Consider the following 19572-nt stretch of genomic DNA (forward strand, 5'->3'; position numbering starts at 1 on the left):
AAATTAGAGTATTTTTTGGAGAGACTCTTGGATGGTTTGGGGGTCTGTTTTGGAAGAGAAGCGCTCAAGTACTTGCCCATCTCGGCTAATGAGAAACTTAGCAAAATTCCATTCGATTCGTTTTCCTAGAGGACCAGCTTTCTTGTCTTTTAGCCAAACATAAAGAGGATCTGCTTCCTTGCCGTTGACCTTGATCTTGGCAAAGCGAGGGAAAGTTGTCTGATAGTGTAGGCTGCAGAAGCTATTGATTTCCTCTGCGCTGCCGGGTGCCTGTCCCATAAATTGATTGCAAGGGAAATCTAGGATTTCAAAGCTCTTATCTTGATAGCGTTCATAGAGTTCTTGAAGTCCCTGGTACTGGGGTGTTAAACCACATCCAGTAGCAGTATTGACAATCAAGAGAACTTTGCCACGATAGCTCTCCAGGGGAGTTGCTTGGTTATTTTGGTTTAAAACGGAAAAATCATATATACTAGTCATTTTTCTATATTCTCCTTATGCATTCCTGATTCAGAGTGTTTCACCTCGTGTTCCGATAAAAAGGCGTAGGTCATGGTTCCAAAGATGGCACCAATTCCCAAACCCAAGACTAGTAAAGGGAGCATTTTATCGAACTGGGAGAGATTGTCCCAAAAGGTATCGAGGGGAAGATGCTGAACAAAGAGTTTGTGAAAGGTTGATAAGACAAACAAGCCAATTGGAATACTGACGAATACACCCCAACTACGAACTTTGATCTGGCTTTTGCTGTAGCTTTTGTGATGGATTTCGGACTGGTCATCCTTGTCCAAACGTAAGTCGCGAACTGCTAGTCTCGTCCTAGATGAGAGGACGAAGATAAGTCCAAAATAGAGGTAGGGCATGGCATCTCGAACCAACTCTATGAAGCGTCCAAATAGGAGATAGAACAAGAAGAGTAGGAGGAAGGAGTAAACGATTTGGATCAAGGCACGGGCACAAGCCCTGTAGATCATCTCTTGGCGGCATTCATCAAAGGGACCTTGTATGTGAAAGAACAGTTTGAGTAAGCGAGTGGTGAAATCTTCTTTTTTCATGGGAGTAATCTCCTAAATCAACTGTTTTTGATCGACTTCTTTAACTACTTGATAAAAGTTATAGAAGTAGGCCAAACTTGAAATAATGGTTATGACTAGGAATATTGGAAATTTCCATTGGACAGGGTTGATTAAAAGCTGTGGAAAGGATATGAGGAGAAAGAAGAGGGCTGCGTTAAGGATAGGTACCCGTTTTGATTGGATATTCTCAAGTCCTTTATTGAGCGCAGGAAGAAAGAGGAGTAAGAGTATTAAAACGGTATGAGATATAGCTCCTGAAACAAGGGCGAAGGAAAGGAAAATACTGATAAAAACATGATTGATCAGTAGTCTAGCTAGTGATTTCATAAGGCACCTCCTAGTCGTCTTCTTGGACTTTCTTGGCTTTTCGAATGCGAAGAGAGACGATAATTTGTATGGTCAATCCGAAGAAGAGGGTAGCTAGGATAGTTGATACAAAATGTCCTGCATTTAAAAGAGAACCAAGATAATCCTTGCTATCATCGGTTAGGACATTCAGAAACGGTATTCCAAAGAACATGCCCATGCCGTAGATCAGACCGGCTTTTAGACCAGGAAAATGTAGCTGTTTGCTTTCTTTCTGACTCAGCATTTCGGGATCAATAGCTGTGATGCCCGTTTTTTTGGTTTGAGAGACCACATAGAGGGTAGCCATCATCGAAATGCCAAATACCACTAGAGGATAGCCGATAGCGACAATTTGCGGGTATTTGTAAGAAAGGACAAAGGGGATGAGGTTGCCAAATATCATGAGATAAAAGAGAACGATAAAGACCTGATTCCCGATACGATCGGCCTCGCGCCGTTTGTGTTCGTCAAGGGGACCAGAAATGCCGTATGTGCATTTGATGAGTTTTTCAGTGAGAGTTTCTTCTTTCATTTGTTTGCTCCTTTTTTAAAAATCGTCTTCCCAAAAAAGACTGTTAAGGTCAGTTTGGAGGCTGCGGGCGAGATTGAGACAGAGTTCCAGAGTAGGATTGTACTTGTCATTTTCAATCATGTTGATGGTCTGTCTCGAGACACCGATATCTTTGGCGAGCTCGAGCTGGGAAATGCCCAGTTCCTTACGGAATTCTTTGACACGATTCATAGGGTCTCCTTTCTGATATGTCGCATATATTTGACTATATTATATTCTTTTGGAGATGATATGTCAAGTATATGTGACATTTTTTGGGAATTTTTTTCGAAGAAACTTAGCCTTGTCTGACAAGTGCAAGCTGGTCAGATTTGTGGTAAAATAGATAAGATATGACAAAAGAATTTCATCATGTAACGGTCTTGCTTCATGAAACGATTGATATGCTTGACGTGAAACCTGACGGTATCTACGTTGATGCGACCTTGGGTGGAGCAGGCCATAGCGAATATTTATTAAGTAAATTGAGCGAAAAAGGGCATCTCTATGCCTTTGACCAGGACCAGAATGCCATTGACAATGCGCAAAAACGGTTGGCACCCTATATCGAAAAGGGGATGGTAACCTTTATCAAGGATAACTTCCGTCATTTGCAGGCACGTTTGCAGGAGGCTGGTGTCCAGGAAATTGATGGAATTTGTTATGACTTGGGAGTGTCCAGTCCTCAGCTAGATCAGCGTGAACGTGGCTTTTCTTATAAAAAGGATGCGCCACTGGATATGCGGATGAATCAGGAAGCTAGTCTGACGGCCTATGAGGTGGTCAATCATTATGACTATCATGACTTGGTTCGGATCTTTTTCAAGTATGGTGAGGATAAGTTTTCTAAACAGATAGCTCGTAAGATTGAGCAAGCGCGTGAGGTGAAACCCATTGAGACAACGACGGAGTTGGCAGAGATTATCAAGTCGGCCAAGCCTGCCAAGGAACTCAAGAAAAAGGGACACCCTGCCAAGCAGATTTTCCAAGCTATCCGAATCGAAGTCAATGATGAGCTGGGCGCTGCAGATGAATCTATCCAGCAGGCCATGGACATGCTGGCTTTGGATGGTAGAATCTCGGTCATTACCTTCCATTCTCTGGAAGATCGCTTGACCAAGCAATTATTCAAGGAAGCTTCAACAGTGGAAGTTCCCAAAGGCTTGCCCTTCATTCCAGATGACCTTAAGCCCAAGATGGAATTGGTATCCCGTAAGCCAATCTTGCCAAGTGCCGAAGAGCTAGAAGCCAACAATCGTTCGCATTCAGCCAAGTTGCGCGTGGCTAGAAAAATTCACAAGTAAGAGGAAAAACATGGCAGAAAGAATCGAAAAAACAAGCCAGTTATTGCAAACGAAGTTTAAAGGTTTTTCACGTGTGGAAAAGGCCTTCTATGTTTCGATTGCTGCAACAATGATTATCCTGGCAGTCAGCGTTGTGTTTATGCAGACCAAGCTATTACAAGTTCAGAATGAATTGACCAAGGTCAATGCTCAAATCGAAGAAAAGAAAACCGAGCTAGACGATGCCAAGCAAGAGGTCAATGAATTGATTCGTTCAGAACGTTTGAAAGAAATTGCAAACTCTAAGAATTTACAGCTGAATAACGAAAATATCCGAGCAACGGAGTAAGAAATGAAACAGTGGAAAGAAAAAATCATCCGTTATGCCGTCCGTAACCGTAAATCTCCAGAAGAAAATCGCCGAAGAGTAGGGAAAAGCCTGAGTTTATTGGCTGTCATACTCTTCGCTGTCTTTTTGGTCAACTTTGCGGTCATTATCGGAACGGGTAAAAAATTTGGGAAGGACTTGGTTCAAGAAGCCAACAAGGTCCATCAAACAACCAAGACGATTCCTGCAAAACGGGGAACCATCTACGATCGTAATGGAACGCCTATTGCTGAGGATGCAACTTCTTATAATATCTATGCTGTTATTGATAAGACCTACAAGTCGGCAACAGGCAAAATTCTCTATGTAGAAGATTCTCAATTTAATAAGGTAGCTGAAATTTTCCATAAATACCTCGATATGGAGGAGTCTTATGTCAAGGAACAACTTTCTCAGCCAGATCTAAAACAGGTGTCTTTTGGTACCAAGGGAAATGGGATCACCTATGCCAATATGATGGCTATTAAAAATGACCTTAAAACAGCTGGCGTTGAGGGAGTTGACTTTACAACTAGCCCTAACCGCAGTTATCCCAATGGACAGTTTGCTTCTTCCTTTATCGGTTTAGCGCAACTCCATGAAAATGAGGATGGCACCAAAAGGTTGATTGGGACATCTGGTTTGGAGAGTTCTTTAAATAACATTCTGGCGGGTACAGATGGGATCATCACCTATGAGAAAGATCGTCTGGGAAATATTGTTCCGGGTACAGATCAAGCTTCTCAACAAACAGTAGATGGAAAAGATGTCTACACAACCCTTTCTAGTCCCTTGCAATCCTTTATGGAAACTCAGATGGATGCCTTCCAGGAAAAAGTAAAAGGCAAGTATATGACGGCTACCTTGGTTAGCGCTAAAACAGGGGAAATCCTGGCTACAACCCAACGGCCGACCTTCAATGCAGATACCAAGGATGGCATCACAAAAGACTTTGTCTGGCGTGATATCCTCTATCAAAGTAACTACGAGCCAGGGTCAACCATGAAGGTGATGATGTTGGCCTCAGCCATTGATAACAATACCTTCCCTGGTGGCGAATACTTTAACAGTAGCGAATTGAAAATAGCTGATGCGACCATTCGAGACTGGGACGTCAATGAAGGATTGACTAGTGGTGGCACCATGACCTTCTCTCAAGGATTTGCCCACTCAAGTAATATCGGGATGACCTTGCTTGAGCAAAAGATGGGGGATGCAACCTGGCTTGATTACCTTAACCGCTTTAAGTTTGGGGTGCCGACCCGTTTTGGTCTGGCGGATGAGTACACAGGTCAATTGCCTGCTGATAATATTGTCAATATCGCCATGAGTTCATTTGGACAAGGGATTTCTGTTACCCAGACCCAGATGCTTCGTGCCTTTACAGCTATTGCTAATGATGGGGTTATGTTGGAACCGAAATTTATTAGTGCTCTCTATGATCCAAATGACCAGTCTATTCGTAAGTCTCAAAAGGAAATTGTCGGAAATCCTGTGTCAAAAGCAGCAGCGTCCTATACTCGGGAGCACATGGTCATGGTCGGAACAGATCCTGTCTACGGTACCATGTACAACCACAGTACAGGAAAACCAAATGTCAATGTTCCGGGACAGAATGTCGCTCTGAAATCAGGGACAGCTCAGATTGCCGATGAGAAGAATGGGGGTTACCTTACAGGTGAAACCAACTATATCTTCTCTGTTGTGTCGATGCATCCTGCAGAAAATCCTGACTTTATCCTCTATGTGACGGTGCAACAGCCAGAGCATTATTCGGGTGTTCAGCTGGGAGAGTTTGCTAATCCAATCCTTGAGCGGGCTTCTGCTATGAAAGAATCCCTCAATCTTCAGTCAACTGCCAAGAGCTTAGATCAGGTCAGCAAGACGACAAGCTATGCCATGCCAGCTACCAAGGACTTTACCCCAGGTGACCTCGCAGAGGAATTGCGTCGTAACCTTGTCCAACCAATCGTTATCGGAACAGGAACCAAGATCAAGGAACTCTCGGTTTCTGAAGGAGATAATTTGGAAGCCAATCAGCAAATCTTGATCCTGTCAGATAAGGTCGAAGAAATGCCTGATATGTATGGCTGGACAGATGAAAATGTGCAAACATTTGCCAAATGGCTGAATATAGAAGTCGAGTGGGAAGGTAGTGGCAAAACGGTCAAGAAACAAAGTGTCCGTGCCAATACAGCCCTCAAAGACCTTAAAAAAATGAAAATAACTTTAGGAGATTAAGATGATTAGTTCCATTAGTGCTGGAGTTCTAGCCTTTCTATTGACCTTGATAGGTATTCCAGCCTTTATCCGATTTTATCGAAAAGCACAGATTACAGGTCAGCAGATGCACGAGGATGTCAAGCAACACCAAGCTAAAGCTGGAACTCCAACCATGGGAGGTCTTGTCTTCCTGATCGTTGCAGTTGTTGTGAGCTTCCTTGTCGCTCTCTTTACCCAACAATTGACCAACAATGTAGGCATGATTTTGTTTATCTTGGTTTTGTATGGTTTGGTAGGTTTTCTGGATGACTTCCTCAAGGTCTTTCGTAAGATCAACGAAGGTTTGAATCCTAAGCAAAAGCTTGCTCTCCAGCTCCTTGGAGGAGTGATCTTCTACCTCTTTTATGAGCGTGGTGGCGATATGCTTTCAGTTTTTGGCTATCAAGTTCACTTGGGTATTTTCTATATTTTCTTTGCCCTTTTCTGGCTAGTTGGCTTTTCAAATGCGGTGAATCTGACTGACGGGATCGACGGACTAGCAAGTATTTCAGTAGTGATTAGCTTGTCAGCTTACGGTGTGATTGCTTATATGCAAAATCAACTGGATATTCTTCTTGTGATTCTTGCCATGATTGGTGGTTTGCTAGGCTTCTTCGTCTTTAACCACAAGCCTGCCAAGGTCTTCATGGGAGATGTGGGAAGTTTGGCTCTTGGTGGGATGCTGGCAGCAATCTCTATGGCTCTCCACCAAGAATGGACCCTTTTGTTGATTGGGATTATCTATGTCTTTGAGACAAGCTCTGTTATGATGCAGGTCACCTACTTCAAACTTAGTGGTGGGAAGCGTATTTTCCGTATGACACCTGTCCACCACCATTTTGAGCTTGGAGGATTCTCAGGCAAGGGCAATCCTTGGAGCGAGTGGAAGGTTGACTTCTTCTTTTGGGGAGTTGGACTTTTAGCAAGTCTCTTGACCCTAGCCGTTTTATACCTGCTGTAAAACTAACTTTTGATGACAAAATAAAACAGGATGAAGGGGATCTTCATCCTGTTTTTGTGATGTTAAAAGTTAGTTGGATTCATCCTTTCTTCCATTTAACATAAAAGTGGCTGTAAGGGCTAGGCTGAGGCCTGCTAAGAAGAGCAGAGGGTTAGATGCTTCTCCTGTTGCTGGAAGTTCTTCTTTAGGAGAATGATTTCCAGCTTTAGCAAGACTCGGACTAGCTGAAAGTTGTTCAGTCTCGTGTGCCAAGGTTTCTGCATCTGAAGCACTTGGCTGTTCATCTGTACTAAGGGTTGTTCCAGCAGCTTGATAGACGACAGCATAGGTACTGAAATGACTAGTGATGAATTCTGCCTTTCCTTCTCGAACGTCGAAATCAAGGGCTTGCAACTCCTTGGTCGGAGTAATATAGTAGACCTTTTCTACGTTAGCTGAAATAGGCAAGCGAACCAAGACAGAGCCTTTTGGCTGCAAGCTATGATCGGTTGGATTTTTAAGTTGTAGGTCGTAAGCATCATAGGTCTTGTCAAAGAGTTCCTGAGCTAGGACACGTCGACTAGAGATGCGAGAAATTCCTTCTAGGTCACTGACTCCACCGATGATTTCTACTCCAGTCTCCTTATCTTTTAAGACTTGAACTGGATAGTCAGGAAGGCTAAGGCTTGGAGCGGCCTGATCTCCGCTAGTTCCGATAGGTTTAGTGTATTCAGGTTTTTCAACAGTAGGAGTTTCCTCTTGACCTGCTGTTCCGATAGGTTTGGTGTATTCAGGTTTTTCAACAGTAGGTGCTTCCTCTTGACCTGCTGTTCCGATAGGTTCGGTGTATTCAGGCTTTTCTACAGTAGGAGACTCTTCTTGCCCCGCCGTTCCGATAGGTTCGGTGTATTCAGGCTTTTCTACAGTGGGTGGCACTTCTTGCCCTGCAGTCCCGATAGGTTTAGTGTATTCAGGAATTTCAACAGTAGGAGCTGGTTCCTCTCCCTTGCTTGTAGTTGGTTGCTTCTCATCAACTTTCTTTTCATCCTTTTTAGTAAAGACGGCTACGATAGGGCTGCTTGTGGTATTTCCTTGAATGGTATAAGCTTCAATGGCATTTCCAGCTTTGCGATTGGTTTCGTCAGGGATTGGGATTTGAACTTGATTGTCTTGGATTGATAGGATAGTCTGATCCCCACTGGTAACCAGATGCGTTTCATCCACCTTACGCAAAACTAGAGGATCTTTGACTCCTGGGAAGGTCACTGCGATGGCTTCCCAATCTCCAGCTGGTAGGCTTAAGGAAATGGTTTTGTCATTTTCCTTAAGAGGCGCAATGCTCGGGCTATCTATACCAACAGCAGGAGCTTTGATGATATCAAAGGAGTCTAGAGAGATTTTCTTGCGACCTTCTGGCGAATCTGGATCAACTTGTAATGTCAGGGTATGCGGACCGTCAGTGAGATTTGTAAATTCGCCAATAAAAGCTCTCTTTTCAGTTGCACCTGAAGTGTAGAAGTCTAGACTTGGCATTTCTTTGCCATCTAGTGTAACACGTGCTCGTCCAAGAGCGAGGCTCTTTAAGCCAAAGATACGAATACCCGTCCCTGTAAAGGAAATAGTTGCCTGAGCTTCTGAAGCTGCACTAGAGTCGCTGTTGTTAATATCAGCGTATTTTTCCGTACCTCCGTAGAGTTCAGGGTCAGACCAGTCCTTAAACTGGGCACCATACTGGATGCGCGAATCGCGATCATCTATTTTTTCAATCGTATTGCCTGTTCCTGCTAGGATCTTGAAGTAGTCTAATGAAATTTTCGAGCGCTCACTACCACGTCCTTTGTGCTCACGTTTAACACTAAGAGTCAATGTGTGAGGTCCGTCAGATAGTCCTGCGAAGCGACCAATGAGACTACCTTTTTCAGTTGCTCCAGCAGTATGGAAGTCAAGCTCCCCGACTTCTTTGCCATCAATTTTAGCAGTGGCAAGACCTAGTTCAGACGATTTCAGTCCATAGATTTCGATACCAACGCCAGTGAAAGGAATGGTAGCAGTGAGATCTTCGTCTGTGTAGTCTCCTTTTGAAAGGTCAGCAAATTTCTCTGTTCCTCCAAATAATTCTGAGTCTGCCCAGTTTCCAAAGGCAGCTCCGTACTGGATGCGGCTATCTCGGTCGTCCATCAACTCGCTATAGGTTTCGACAGTGGCCTGTTCAGAAACTTGTGTGGAAACTTCGCCCAGCATCGCCTTGACAGTATAAGTATAGGCGAGTTGAGGATTTAGTGATCGGTCAATAAAGTGGGTTTGATTGGTTACAAATTCTCTGGTCGCAGAGGTTTGGCCAGTTTCGTCTTTCACTTGTCTTTGGATGACATAGTGGGTAGCGCCTTCTACTTGGTTGAAGGTAAGTTCGGCAGTGACTCCATTTTGTCGAACGGCTGTCAGACTGGTCACACGGCCAGGGAAATGTTCAAAGGTAATGACGTCACCTTTTTGCGTTGCAAGCTGGATACGATTATCTTTAAGGATCGTTGCCTTGACTGGTTTGCCATTGACCTTGATTTGGCTAGCTTCGATATTTGGATAATCTACAACCAGGTCTCCACCGACATTTGAAAGGAAGGACAAGCTTTGCAGGTTTTTATCTTTCCACTTCATGCTGACTTCAAAGTTACCACGGGCAACCAAGCCAGAAACTTGACCGTCTTTCCATGCATCTGGAAGGGCTGGCAATGGTGCAATATAGCCAGTGTGTGATTGGAGAAGCATTTCTGCCATCCCACTGGTCGCTCCAAAGTTTCCGTCGATTTGGAAAGGCGCGTGGGTATCCCAAAGGTTTTCTAGGGTTGAATACTTGAGCTGTTCAGCGAGTAAGCGATGGGCACGGTTACCGTCCAGCAGACGAGCCCAGAGGTTGATTTTATTGGCCTTAGACCAACCAGTACCACCATCTCCACGGTGGTTGAGGGTTGCACGCGCAGCCTCTAGGTATTCAGCTTGGTCCTTGCTAAAGAGCGTACCTGGGAAGAGACCAACTAGATGGGAAACGTGGCGGTGTTGATTTTCAATCCCTTCATTGGTGAATTGGGGACTGTCCTCCTCGTACCATTCCTTGATGCGTCCCTCTTTGTTGATGTGAAGTGGTTTGAGTTTGTCAAATTTAGCCTTAATCTCTGTAACTAAGTCTTGGTCGACATTCAGATGTCTAGCGACTTCCATGTAGTCGTGGAATAGCTGCCAGACTAGCGATTGGTCAAAGGTGTTTCCGATAGTGATGGTTCCGTGTTCTGGTGAGTAGGATGGAGAAGACACCCAACGGTCACTGGCCTGGTCATAGTGCAAGAAGGAATTCCAGAACTTAGCTGTTTCCTTGAGCATTGGATAAATCTTTTCTTTGAGATAGGTCTCATCCTTGGTGAATTTATAGTAGTCATAGACATTCTGCATCATCCAAGCGTTGGCTGCTGGAGACCAACCCCAATAGTAATTCCAACCTGGAGTAGTCCAGCCAAATGGTGTCGCCTGGGTGTGGACCAGCCAACCATTTTCTTGTCCGTCTTTGGATTCGATACCAGCATATTCTTTGGCAGCGATACGGCCATAGTAACGCATGTCGTCAATGTAATTGATCATTGGCTTGGATGTTTCAGCAAGGTTGCTCATGTAGGCTGGCCAATAGTTCATTTGCAAATTGACATTGAGGTGATAGTCAGCGTTCCAAGGTGGATTGTCTACAGCATTCCAGACTCCTTGTAGGTTGGCAGGAAGGGCATCTGTCCGATCACGAGACGAACTGATGAGTAGATATCGGCCGTATTGGAAGAAGAGTTCTTCCAATTTTTGCCCTTTTTCTGGGTTATAGCCTTGAAGGGCCTCTTTTGTCGTTTGAGTAGTCTTGTTTCCAACTAGATTTAGTTTAACGCGGTTAAAGAGACTTTGATAATCCTTGATATGGTCCTTTTTAAGTGTCTCGTAGTCTTTGGCCTTAGCTGCTTCTACAATCCCTTTAACCGTTTTTTCGAGGTCAATGTCTTTTCGATAGTTGGTTTTTGGATTTTGAGCAAAATTAGTCTTGGCGCTGAGATAGAGGGTCGCATAGCTTGCGCCTGTGACGGTTAGAGTCTCATTCTGAACAGTGACGGTTCCGTCTGTTTTAATTCCTAGATAGGATGCAAATTTGAGACCGTTATCTTTGACCGTTCCCTTTAGAAAGATTCCATGTTCATCTGTAGTGACATGACCGTTCTTATAGTTGGAATATTCCCAAGAGTAGTTCCCATTAGCAAGCAAGTCTTCTGTCAAACTGTTCCAAAGGGTAAAGTCAAGCGTCTTATTTCCTTTTTTAGTCAAGTGGGTCACGGTGACATCATCAGGATAGCTGGAGAAGGTTTCGCGTTTGAAGGTCGTCCCATCTTGGGTGTAAGAAGTGGTCGTAGTAGCCTCTGTGATATCCAAATCACGGTGATAATCTGTTACAGTATCCAGCCCCTTTTTTTGGTTATTGAAGACCATGAAAATATCACCAAAGGCTAGGTAGCGACCATACTGGGCGTTGTTTGGTCCGACTAGATTTTGTTCAGCCAGTTGTTTGGCTTTTTGGCGGTCTCCATCTTCGAGAGCTTTACGAATCTCCGCCAAGACCTTGTAGCGATCCTTGTAGTTCCCTCCATTATAGTCGGTGCTATCGGGTTGGGGACCTCCAGACCAGAGGGTCTTTTCGTTGTACTGGATTCTTTCTTCGCCAATTAGACCAAATACCTTGGCTCCCATCTCTCCATTTCCGACAGGGAGGGCTTGCTTTTCCCATCCGTCATAGGAGGGAGCTGTTGGTTGATCGTAGTTGAGTTGATAGTTTTCTTGCTTTGTCACCGGCTGATCTGCTTTTTCAGGTTCCTTATTTTCTTTGGCTTCAACAATGGCTTCTTCACTAGCTTGACTATTTGTCTTTTGAGTCTCGTTAGCTGGCTTGCTTTCGGAAACTACTGGACTTTCGGCTAGAGACGGATTTGTAGTTTCAGTCGCTTCAGCTGCTTTGGGTTCACTATCAGGCTTAGTGATAGCTTCGACAGAGGTTGGTTCAGTTTGCTTGACCTCAACACTGTCTGCAGCTACAGTATGGTTGACTAGAAAAATAGCCCCCAGCAAAACAGAAGCAGTCCCAACCGTCAGCTTGCGGATGCTATAGCGACAGGATTTCTCCCAAAAGTGTTTTTTCATAAAACCCTCCTTTGTTTATTCGAAACCGCTTACATTTTATGAAGCAGTCCCGTTTAATTTGTTTCTATTTATCTCCTCACTTCCCATTCTAATGGTCGTTTAGCATTTGTCAAGAGCTTTTTAGCAAGATACATATTTGCTGTTGTTTTTTCTTAAAATAGTAGAAGAAAGAGAGGAAAGGGTGGAATTATTCGTAATTTCATAGTTCAATCTGATTGTAAGACTAGCTTAGAATTGGCTTAACCCCCTCTTGAAAGCGTAAAACAAACTAGTCAGGAAAGTCACTTTATGGTATAATATAGAAGACTCAAAAAGAAACAGGAGAAAAAGAATGGATTTACTTTTAGCAATTATCTTGATTGTGCTAGCTTTTCTAGGAGGAGCTCTTGGAGGTATGTACTTGGTTCGTAAGCAAATTGAAAAAGAATTTGCGGACAACCCACGTTTGAACGCTGAGGCAGTTCGTGCTCTCTTGAGCGCAAATGGTCAAAAACCAAGCGAAGCCAAGGTACAACAAGTTTACCACCAAATCATCCGCCAACAAAAAGCAGCCCTTGCTAACAATAAAAAGAAATAAATAGGAAAAGTCTGGGATGAAAGTTCCAGACTTCTCACTATGTTCAATAGTTCTCAATGATAAGACTTTTTCCTTGCATTCTATTGATATTTGATTATGATTAAGAGAGAGGAAGTTGACATTTTATCAAGCTGTCTATCCGATCGTTCAGGACAAGGAATCATGATGAACTATCAATCAGAAAAAAGACTAGAAAGAAGACTGTATGGATAATCGACCAATTGGTTTTTTGGATTCGGGTGTCGGGGGCTTGACTGTTGTTCGTGAGCTCATGCGCCAGCTTCCCCATGAAGAAATCGTCTATATTGGAGATTCGGCACGGGCACCCTATGGTCCCCGCCCTGCTGAGCAAATTCGTGAATATACTTGGCAGTTGGTCAACTTTCTCTTGACCAAGGATGTCAAGATGATTGTCATTGCTTGTAATACTGCGACTGCGGTCGTCTGGGAAGAAATCAAGGCCAAACTAGACATTCCCGTTCTAGGTGTGATTTTGCCAGGAGCTTCGGCAGCTATCAAGTCCAGTCAAGGTGGGAAAATCGGGGTGATTGGAACTCCCATGACGGTACAATCAGACATCTACCGTCAGAAAATCCATGATTTGGATCCAGACTTACAGGTGGAAAGTTTGGCCTGTCCCAAGTTTGCCCCCTTGGTCGAGTCTGGTGCCCTGTCAACCAGTGTCACCAAGAAAGTGGTTTATGAAACCCTGCGTCCCTTGGTCGGCAAGGTGGATAGCTTGATTCTGGGTTGTACCCATTACCCACTCCTTCGCCCTATCATCCAAAATGTCATGGGACCAAAGGTTCAGCTCATCGATAGTGGGGCTGAGTGTGTACGAGATATCTCAGTCTTACTCAATTATTTTGAAATCAATCGTAGCCGAGATGCGGGGCCTCTTCAACATCGTTTTTACACAACAGCCAGCAGCCAAAGTTTTGCTCAAATTGGAGCAGAATGGCTGGAAAAAGAGATTCATGTGGAGCATGTAACTTTATGACAAACAAAATTTACGAATACAAGGACGACCAGGACTGGTATGTCGGTGTCTGGGACGTCTATGGAGGCATCTATAGCCTTATCAAAGATCCTCTCGAGCTTGATTTTATGGATTTAGTGCGGATTTTTCGTGACGAAGAAAATGGCTTTCCGATTACGATAACGGTGATGCGCTGGTCTTCTAACTTTCGTTTGCTCTCCTTTATCGTTGAGATTTTAAATGCGGAAGCAGGACGTAACTTGGAAGTCATCCAACGTCAGGGAGCCCTACTCTTGGTTGAAAATGGGCAACTCCTGCATGTAGAATTGCCTAAAGAAGGTGTTGATGTGGCAGCCTTTTTTGAAACTAGCAAGGTCAGAGAAACCTTGCTCATAGCGACTCGCAATGAGGGCAAGACCAAGGAATTCCGAGCTATTTTTGACAAGCTAGGATATGATGTGGAAAATCTCAATGACTACCCTGACCTACCTGAAGTAGCTGAAACAGGCATGACCTTTGAAGAGAATGCTCGTCTCAAGGCAGAAACCATTTCGCAGTTAACAGGCAAGATGGTTTTGGCAGATGATTCTGGTCTCAAAGTCGATGTCCTCGGCGGTTTACCAGGAGTCTGGTCAGCGCGATTCGCTGGTGTGGGAGCGTCTGATCGTGAAAATAATGCCAAACTCTTGCACGAATTGGCCATGGTCTTTGAACTCAAGGACCGCTCAGCTCAATTCCACACAACCCTAGTCGTAGCTAGTCCAAACAAGGAAAGCTTGGTGGTTGAAGCTGACTGGCCGGGCTACATTAACTTTGAACCAAAGGGGGAGAATGGCTTTGGTTATGATCCGCTCTTCCTTGTGGGAGAGACAGGTAAGTCAGCAGCTGAATTAACCCTTGAAGAAAAAAATAGCCAATCCCACCGTGCCTTAGCCGTTAAGAAACTTTTGGAGGTATTTCCATCATGGCAAAGCAAACCATCATTGTAATGAGTGACTCTCATGGAGATAGCTTGATTGTGGAAGAAATTCGTGATCGCTATCTGGGGAAAGTCGATGCCATTTTTCACGATGGTGACTCTGAGCTCCGTCCAGACTCTCCTCTCTGGGAAGGCATCCATGTCGTCAAAGGAAATATGGACTTTTATGCTGGCTACCCAGAACGTTTGGTAACTCAACTTGGTCCAACCAAGATCATCCAGACGCATGGACACTTGTTTGATATCAATTTCAACTTTCAAAAGTTGGACTACTGGGCTCAGGAAGAAGATGCCGATATCTGTCTCTATGGTCACTTGCATGTACCAAATGCTTGGATGGAAGGAAAGACTCTTTTTCTCAATCCAGGCTCCATCAGCCAACCACGAGGAACTATTAGAGAATGCCTCTATGCCCGTGTGGAGATTGATGACAGCTATTTTAAAGTAGACTTTTTGACACGTGATCATGAGGTTTATCCAGGTCTGTCCAAGGAGTTTGCTCGATGATTGCCAAGGAATTTGAAGCATTTTTATTGGAGCAGGAAGAGACTTTTCTTACCCCTGCTGAGAATCTAGCAGCCTTGATTGATACCCATAACGCTGACCATGCGATTTTGGTGTTGAGCCAAATCACTTATACCCGTATCCCTGTTGTGACCTTTGACAAACGCTTTGTTGGAACCATTGGGCTGAGAGACATTTTGGCTTATCAAATGGAGCAAGGTTTGACGGATGAGCAGATGGCAACGACAGACATCGTTAATATGACCAAGACAGATGTGGCAGTCGTCGCTCCAGACTATAACATCACTGAAGTCCTCCATAAACTGGTGGATGAACCCTTCTTGCCAGTGGTAGATGATGAAGGAATTTTCCAAGGAATCATCACGCGCAAGTCCATCCTCAAGGCCGTTAATGCCCTCTTGCATGACTTTAGTAAGGAATATGAGATTCGATGCAAATGAGAGATAGGATTTCAGCCTTTTTAGAGGAAAAACAGGACTTGTCTGCCAATTCCAAGCAGTCTTATAAGTATGATTTGGAGCAATTTTTAGACATGGTAGGGGAACGGATTTCTGAGACTAGTCTCAAGATTTACCAAGCCCAGCTAGCCAATCTAAAAATCAGCGCCCAGAAGCGAAAACTTTCGGCCTGTAACCAATTTCTCTACTTTCTCTATCGAAAAGGAGAAGTGGACAGTTTTTACCGTCTGGAATTAGCTAAACAAGCTGAAAAGAAGATTGAAAAACCAGAAATTCTAGACCTAGACTCTTTTTGGCAGGAAAGTAATTATCCAGAAGGACGCTTGCTGGCGCTTCTTATCTTGGAAATAGGGCTCTTGCCAAGTGAGATTTTAGCCCTTAAGGTTGCAGATATCAATCTGGATTTTCAGGTGTTGCGAATTAACAAGGCTTCCCAACAGAGGATTGTAGCCATTCCTAGGACCTTGCTTTCAGAATTGGAACCCTTGATGGGGCAGACCTATCTCTTTGAAAGGGGAGGGAAAGCCTATTCTCGTCAGTGGGCCTTTCGTCAGCTGGAGTCCTTTGTCAAGGAGAAAGGTTTCCCAGAACTATCAGCCCAAGCCCTACGGGAACAGTTCATTCTAAGACAGATAGAAAACAAGGTCGATTTGTACGAAATTGCAAAAAAATTAGGATTAAAAACAGTCCTGACCTTAGAAAAATATAGATAATGGATATTAAATTAAAAGATTTTGAAGGGCCCCTGGACCTGCTCTTGCACTTGGTTTCTAAGTACCAGATGGATATCTACGATGTGCCCATTACGGAAGTCATCGAGCAGTATCTAGCCTATGTCTCAACTCTGCAGGCCATGCGTCTGGAAGTAACGGGCGAGTATATGGTTATGGCCAGTCAGCTGATGCTAATCAAGAGCCGCAAGCTCTTGCCAAAGGTAGCAGAAGTGACAGACTTAGAGGATGACCTGGAGCAGGACCTTCTCTCTCAAATCGAAGAATACCGCAAGTTCAAACTCCTGGGTGAGCACTTGGAGGCTAAGCACCAAGATCGGGCTCAGTACTATTCCAAAGCGCCGACAGAGTTGATTTACGAAGATGCAGAGCTTGTACATGACAAGACGACCATTGACCTCTTTTTGGCTTTTTCAAATATCCTAGCCAAGAAAAAAGAGGAGTTCGCACAGAATCACACGACCATTTTGCGGGATGAGTATAAGATTGAGGACATGATGGTCATCGTAAAAGAGTCCTTGTCTGGACGAGACCAGTTGCGTTTGCAGGATTTGTTCAAGGAAGCCCAGAATGTTCAAGAGGTTATTACCCTCTTTTTGGCAACCCTAGAGTTAATCAAAACTCAGGAATTGATCCTCGTGCAAGAGGAGAGTTTCGGAGATATCTATCTCATGGAAAAGAAGGAAGAAAGTCAAGAGGCACAAAGCTAGACTTGATAGAGAGGAAAGATGAGTACTTTAGCAGAAATAGAAGCGCTCTTGTTTGTAGCAGGTGAAGATGGGATTCGAGTCCGTCAGTTGGCTGAACTCCTATCGCTTCCCCCGACAGGCATCCAGCAGAGTTTAGAAAAATTAGCCCAGAAATATGAAAAAGACCAAGATTCGAGCTTGTCCCTGATCGAGACAGGTGGTGCATATAGATTGGTGACCAAACCTCAATTTGCTGCGATTTTGAAGGAATACTCCAAGGCACCCATCAACCAAAGTTTGTCTCGGGCTGCCCTTGAGACCTTGTCAATCATTGCCTACAAGCAACCGATTACCCGAATTGAGATTGATGCTATTCGTGGGGTCAATTCTAGTGGAGCTCTAGCTAAGCTACAGGCCTTTGATTTGATACGAGAAGATGGGAAAAAAGAAGTTTTGGGTCGCCCTAATCTCTATGTGACTACGGATTATTTTCTAGATTACATGGGGATTAACCATTTAGAAGAATTACCAGTGATTGATGAGCTTGAGATTCAAGCTCAAGAAAGCCAATTATTTGGTGAAAGGATAGAAGAAGATGAGAATCAATAAGTATATTGCCCACGCAGGTGTGGCCAGTAGGAGAAAAGCAGAAGAGTTGATCAAGCAAGGTTTGGTGACCGTCAACGGCCAAGTGGTGCGTGAACTAGCGACGACCATCAAGTCTGGTGACAAGGTCGAAGTGGAAGGCCAGCCCATCTACAACGAAGAAAAGGTCTACTATCTGCTTAACAAACCACGCGGAGTGATTTCCAGTGTGACAGATGACAAGGGCCGCAAGACTGTTGTAGACCTCTTGCCTAATGTCAAAGAACGTATTTACCCAGTTGGACGTTTGGACTGGGATACATCAGGTGTCTTGATTTTGACCAATGATGGGGACTTTACGGATGAAATGATTCACCCCCGTAATGAGATTGACAAGGTCTATGTCGCGCGTGTTAAAGGTGTGGCCAACAAAGAAAATCTCCGCCCCTTGACCCGTGGTCTTGAGATTGATGGTAAGAAAACCAAGCCAGCTGTCTATGAGATTCTCAAAGTGGATCCAGTCAAAAACCGCTCTGTGGTACAGTTGACTATCCATGAAGGGCGTAACCATCAGGTTAAAAAGATGTTTGAAGCCGTCGGTCTTCAAGTGGATAAGTTGTCTCGAACACGTTTTGGACATCTAGACTTAACTGGTCTCCGTCCAGGAGAAGCCCGTCGTCTTAATAAAAAAGAAATCAGCCAACTACACACCATGGCTGTAACCAAGAAATAATGAAACGAATCTTAATAGCGCCAGTACGCTTTTACCAACGTTTTATCTCACCGGCCTTTCCACCCTCTTGTCGCTTTGAGCCGACTTGTTCCAACTACATGATTCAGGCTATTGAAAAACATGGCTTCAAGGGTGTTCTGATGGGCTTGGCTCGGATTTTGCGTTGTCATCCTTGGTCGAAAATAGGAAAAGATCCTGTCCCAGACCACTTTTCTCTCAGACGAAATCAAGAAAAAAAATAACCCAACATCACCTGATGTTGGGTTTTCTTGTTTATTTCAAAGCTTTTTGTGCGTCTTCAATCATGAGTTTGGTTGATTCAAGACCGCCTCCGCTTAGATACCAGAGGTCTGGTGTTAGTTGGATAATTTTTCCATTTTTAGCAGCAGGAGTTTCAGCGATGAGGGCATTTTCTAGGACACCATCGTTGCTAGAGTTGTCCCCACCGATGGCAAGGGTACGGTTGATGACAAAGAGGATGTCAGGATTGATTTCTTTGACACTTTCAAAGCTGACTTCTTGTCCGTGTCGAGAGTCTTCAAATTGAGTATCAGTTGGCTTGAATTTCAAGGTTTGATACAAGAAAGAGAAACGAGATTGGGCACCAAAGGCAGCCATTTTTCCTTCATTGAGGAGGATAGCAAGGGCTTTTTTGTCAGAACTTTCGTTTTTAGTAGCGACTTCTTGGATGCTCTTGTCCAGGTTAGCCAATTCTTCTTTGGCTTTCTGTGTACCTGTTTCGCCAAAGGCGCTTGCTAGGGATTCGATGTTGGCTTTGGTAGAAGTCCAGTAGTCGTCCTTGCTTGCTTGGAAGAGCACGGTTGGAGCAATTTCTTTGAACTTGTCTACGAATTTTTGAGTACGTGGTGAAGCGATAATTAGGTCTGGTTCAAGAGCAGCAATGGCTTCTAGGTCTGGTTCAACCATGGAACCCACATTGTTGACATTTCCCGCAAGATCTTTTAGGTAAGTCGGAACAGTTTTTGTAGGCATTCCGACGATATTCTTTTCAAAACCTAAAGCGCGAATAGTATCCGCAGCACCAAGGTCAAAGGTCACAATCTTTTCAGGAACCTTTGAAAGTTTGACCTCATCTAGTGAACTTTTAATGGTTATCTCTGTTGGAGCAGAGCTACTTGTCTCTGTCTGGCTAGTGCTTGAGTTTGTATTTGTACTACATGCACCAAGTAAGAGCAAGAAGCTGGCAGCTAGGGCAGTGAGATAAAGTTTAAGGGAAGTTTTCATGATTTCTCCTTTTTAAAATATAGTAACGATG

21 protein-coding genes are annotated in these 19572 nt (G+C 44.1%); 14 read left to right on the forward strand and 7 right to left on the reverse strand.

Annotation, left to right across the window (positions count from 1 at the left end; translation table 11 throughout):
- Nucleotides 1–3 precede the first annotated feature (3 nt).
- Genes I2H52_RS08665 through I2H52_RS08685 form a run of 5 tightly spaced genes read right to left on the reverse strand, consistent with a single transcriptional unit; the run spans nt 4 to nt 2166 of the window.
- Nucleotides 4–480, reverse strand: a complete 477-nt coding sequence (locus I2H52_RS08665) for a glutathione peroxidase (protein ID WP_045616426.1) — start codon at nt 478–480, stop codon at nt 4–6.
- Nucleotides 477–1055 (reverse strand): DUF3278 domain-containing protein, encoded by a 579-nt coding sequence (locus I2H52_RS08670; protein WP_195595033.1) that lies wholly within the window; start codon nt 1053–1055, stop codon nt 477–479. Before I2H52_RS08670 ends, I2H52_RS08665 begins: the two co-directional genes overlap by 4 nt.
- A gap of 12 nt (nt 1056–1067) precedes the next feature.
- On the reverse strand, nt 1068–1403 hold the full coding sequence (locus I2H52_RS08675; RefSeq protein WP_045616424.1) for a hypothetical protein: 336 nt from the start codon (nt 1401–1403) through the stop codon (nt 1068–1070).
- A 10-nt stretch (nt 1404–1413) separates the two neighbouring features.
- On the reverse strand, nt 1414–1956 hold the full coding sequence (locus tag I2H52_RS08680) for a DUF3278 domain-containing protein (RefSeq protein WP_195595035.1): 543 nt from the start codon (nt 1954–1956) through the stop codon (nt 1414–1416).
- A 15-nt stretch (nt 1957–1971) separates the two neighbouring features.
- Nucleotides 1972–2166 (reverse strand): helix-turn-helix transcriptional regulator, encoded by a 195-nt coding sequence (locus I2H52_RS08685; RefSeq protein ID WP_001082470.1) that lies wholly within the window; start codon nt 2164–2166, stop codon nt 1972–1974.
- Nucleotides 2167–2327: 161 nt separating this feature from the next.
- On the opposite strand from I2H52_RS08685, the gene rsmH reads away from it, so the two are divergent.
- Genes rsmH through mraY form a run of 4 tightly spaced genes read left to right on the forward strand, consistent with a single transcriptional unit; the run spans nt 2328 to nt 6847 of the window.
- Nucleotides 2328–3278: a 16S rRNA (cytosine(1402)-N(4))-methyltransferase RsmH gene (rsmH, locus tag I2H52_RS08690; RefSeq protein ID WP_000159388.1), complete on the forward strand. Its 951-nt coding sequence runs from the start codon at nt 2328–2330 to the stop codon at nt 3276–3278.
- A gap of 10 nt (nt 3279–3288) precedes the next feature.
- Nucleotides 3289–3606, forward strand: a complete 318-nt coding sequence (gene ftsL / locus I2H52_RS08695; protein ID WP_000840799.1) for a cell division protein FtsL — start codon at nt 3289–3291, stop codon at nt 3604–3606.
- Nucleotides 3607–3609: 3 nt separating this feature from the next.
- Nucleotides 3610–5865, forward strand: a complete 2256-nt coding sequence (gene pbp2X, locus I2H52_RS08700; protein WP_195595037.1) for a penicillin-binding protein PBP2X — start codon at nt 3610–3612, stop codon at nt 5863–5865.
- A 1-nt stretch (nt 5866) separates the two neighbouring features.
- Nucleotides 5867–6847, forward strand: a complete 981-nt coding sequence (gene mraY, locus I2H52_RS08705) for a phospho-N-acetylmuramoyl-pentapeptide-transferase (protein ID WP_070657091.1) — start codon at nt 5867–5869, stop codon at nt 6845–6847.
- Between the two features lie 69 nt (nt 6848–6916).
- Here mraY and I2H52_RS08710 read toward each other — a convergent pair whose 3' ends face one another.
- Nucleotides 6917–12040 carry an SIALI-17 repeat-containing surface protein gene (locus I2H52_RS08710; RefSeq protein ID WP_195595039.1) on the reverse strand — a complete coding sequence of 1708 codons (5124 nt, stop codon included), beginning with the start codon at nt 12038–12040 and terminating at the stop codon, nt 6917–6919.
- A gap of 331 nt (nt 12041–12371) precedes the next feature.
- Between I2H52_RS08710 and I2H52_RS08715 the strand changes: the two genes are divergently transcribed.
- From I2H52_RS08715 to yidD, 10 genes are all read left to right on the forward strand, one after another.
- On the forward strand, nt 12372–12617 hold the full coding sequence (locus tag I2H52_RS08715) for a YneF family protein (RefSeq protein ID WP_000364980.1): 246 nt from the start codon (nt 12372–12374) through the stop codon (nt 12615–12617).
- Nucleotides 12618–12822: 205 nt separating this feature from the next.
- Nucleotides 12823–13617, forward strand: coding sequence for a glutamate racemase (gene racE / locus I2H52_RS08720; protein ID WP_195595042.1), 795 nt, complete (start codon nt 12823–12825; stop codon nt 13615–13617).
- The gene (locus I2H52_RS08725) at nt 13614–14585 is read left to right on the forward strand and encodes a nucleoside-triphosphate diphosphatase (RefSeq protein ID WP_084944874.1); all 972 of its coding nucleotides are present in this window, start codon (nt 13614–13616) and stop codon (nt 14583–14585) included. Before racE ends, I2H52_RS08725 begins: the two co-directional genes overlap by 4 nt.
- The gene (locus I2H52_RS08730; protein WP_001118939.1) at nt 14561–15082 is read left to right on the forward strand and encodes a metallophosphoesterase; all 522 of its coding nucleotides are present in this window, start codon (nt 14561–14563) and stop codon (nt 15080–15082) included. The genes I2H52_RS08725 and I2H52_RS08730 overlap by 25 nt, the downstream gene beginning before the upstream one ends.
- The gene (gene cbpB / locus I2H52_RS08735) at nt 15079–15540 is read left to right on the forward strand and encodes a cyclic-di-AMP-binding protein CbpB (protein WP_000560696.1); all 462 of its coding nucleotides are present in this window, start codon (nt 15079–15081) and stop codon (nt 15538–15540) included. The genes I2H52_RS08730 and cbpB overlap by 4 nt, the downstream gene beginning before the upstream one ends.
- The gene (gene xerD, locus I2H52_RS08740) at nt 15537–16271 is read left to right on the forward strand and encodes a site-specific tyrosine recombinase XerD (RefSeq protein ID WP_282185816.1); all 735 of its coding nucleotides are present in this window, start codon (nt 15537–15539) and stop codon (nt 16269–16271) included. The genes cbpB and xerD overlap by 4 nt, the downstream gene beginning before the upstream one ends.
- Entirely contained in the window at nt 16271–16999 is a 729-nt protein-coding gene (locus tag I2H52_RS08745) for a segregation/condensation protein A (RefSeq protein ID WP_049550437.1), read from the forward strand. The genes xerD and I2H52_RS08745 overlap by 1 nt, the downstream gene beginning before the upstream one ends.
- Nucleotides 17000–17017: 18 nt before the next feature.
- Entirely contained in the window at nt 17018–17587 is a 570-nt protein-coding gene (scpB, locus tag I2H52_RS08750; RefSeq protein WP_000105284.1) for an SMC-Scp complex subunit ScpB, read from the forward strand.
- A complete protein-coding gene (locus tag I2H52_RS08755; protein WP_001222229.1) occupies nt 17574–18296 on the forward strand; it encodes a pseudouridine synthase in 723 nt (240 codons plus the stop codon). Before scpB ends, I2H52_RS08755 begins: the two co-directional genes overlap by 14 nt.
- Nucleotides 18296–18538, forward strand: a complete 243-nt coding sequence (yidD, locus tag I2H52_RS08760; RefSeq protein WP_045616413.1) for a membrane protein insertion efficiency factor YidD — start codon at nt 18296–18298, stop codon at nt 18536–18538. The genes I2H52_RS08755 and yidD overlap by 1 nt, the downstream gene beginning before the upstream one ends.
- 31 nt (nt 18539–18569) lie before the next feature.
- On the opposite strand, the gene I2H52_RS08765 is transcribed toward yidD, so the two are convergent.
- On the reverse strand, nt 18570–19541 hold the full coding sequence (locus I2H52_RS08765; protein ID WP_045616411.1) for a siderophore ABC transporter substrate-binding protein: 972 nt from the start codon (nt 19539–19541) through the stop codon (nt 18570–18572).
- Between the last annotated feature and the right edge of the window lie 31 nt (nt 19542–19572).

This window comes from Streptococcus oralis (genome assembly GCF_015561235.1).
GTDB classification, from domain to species: Bacteria; Bacillota; Bacilli; order Lactobacillales; family Streptococcaceae; genus Streptococcus; species Streptococcus oralis_BK.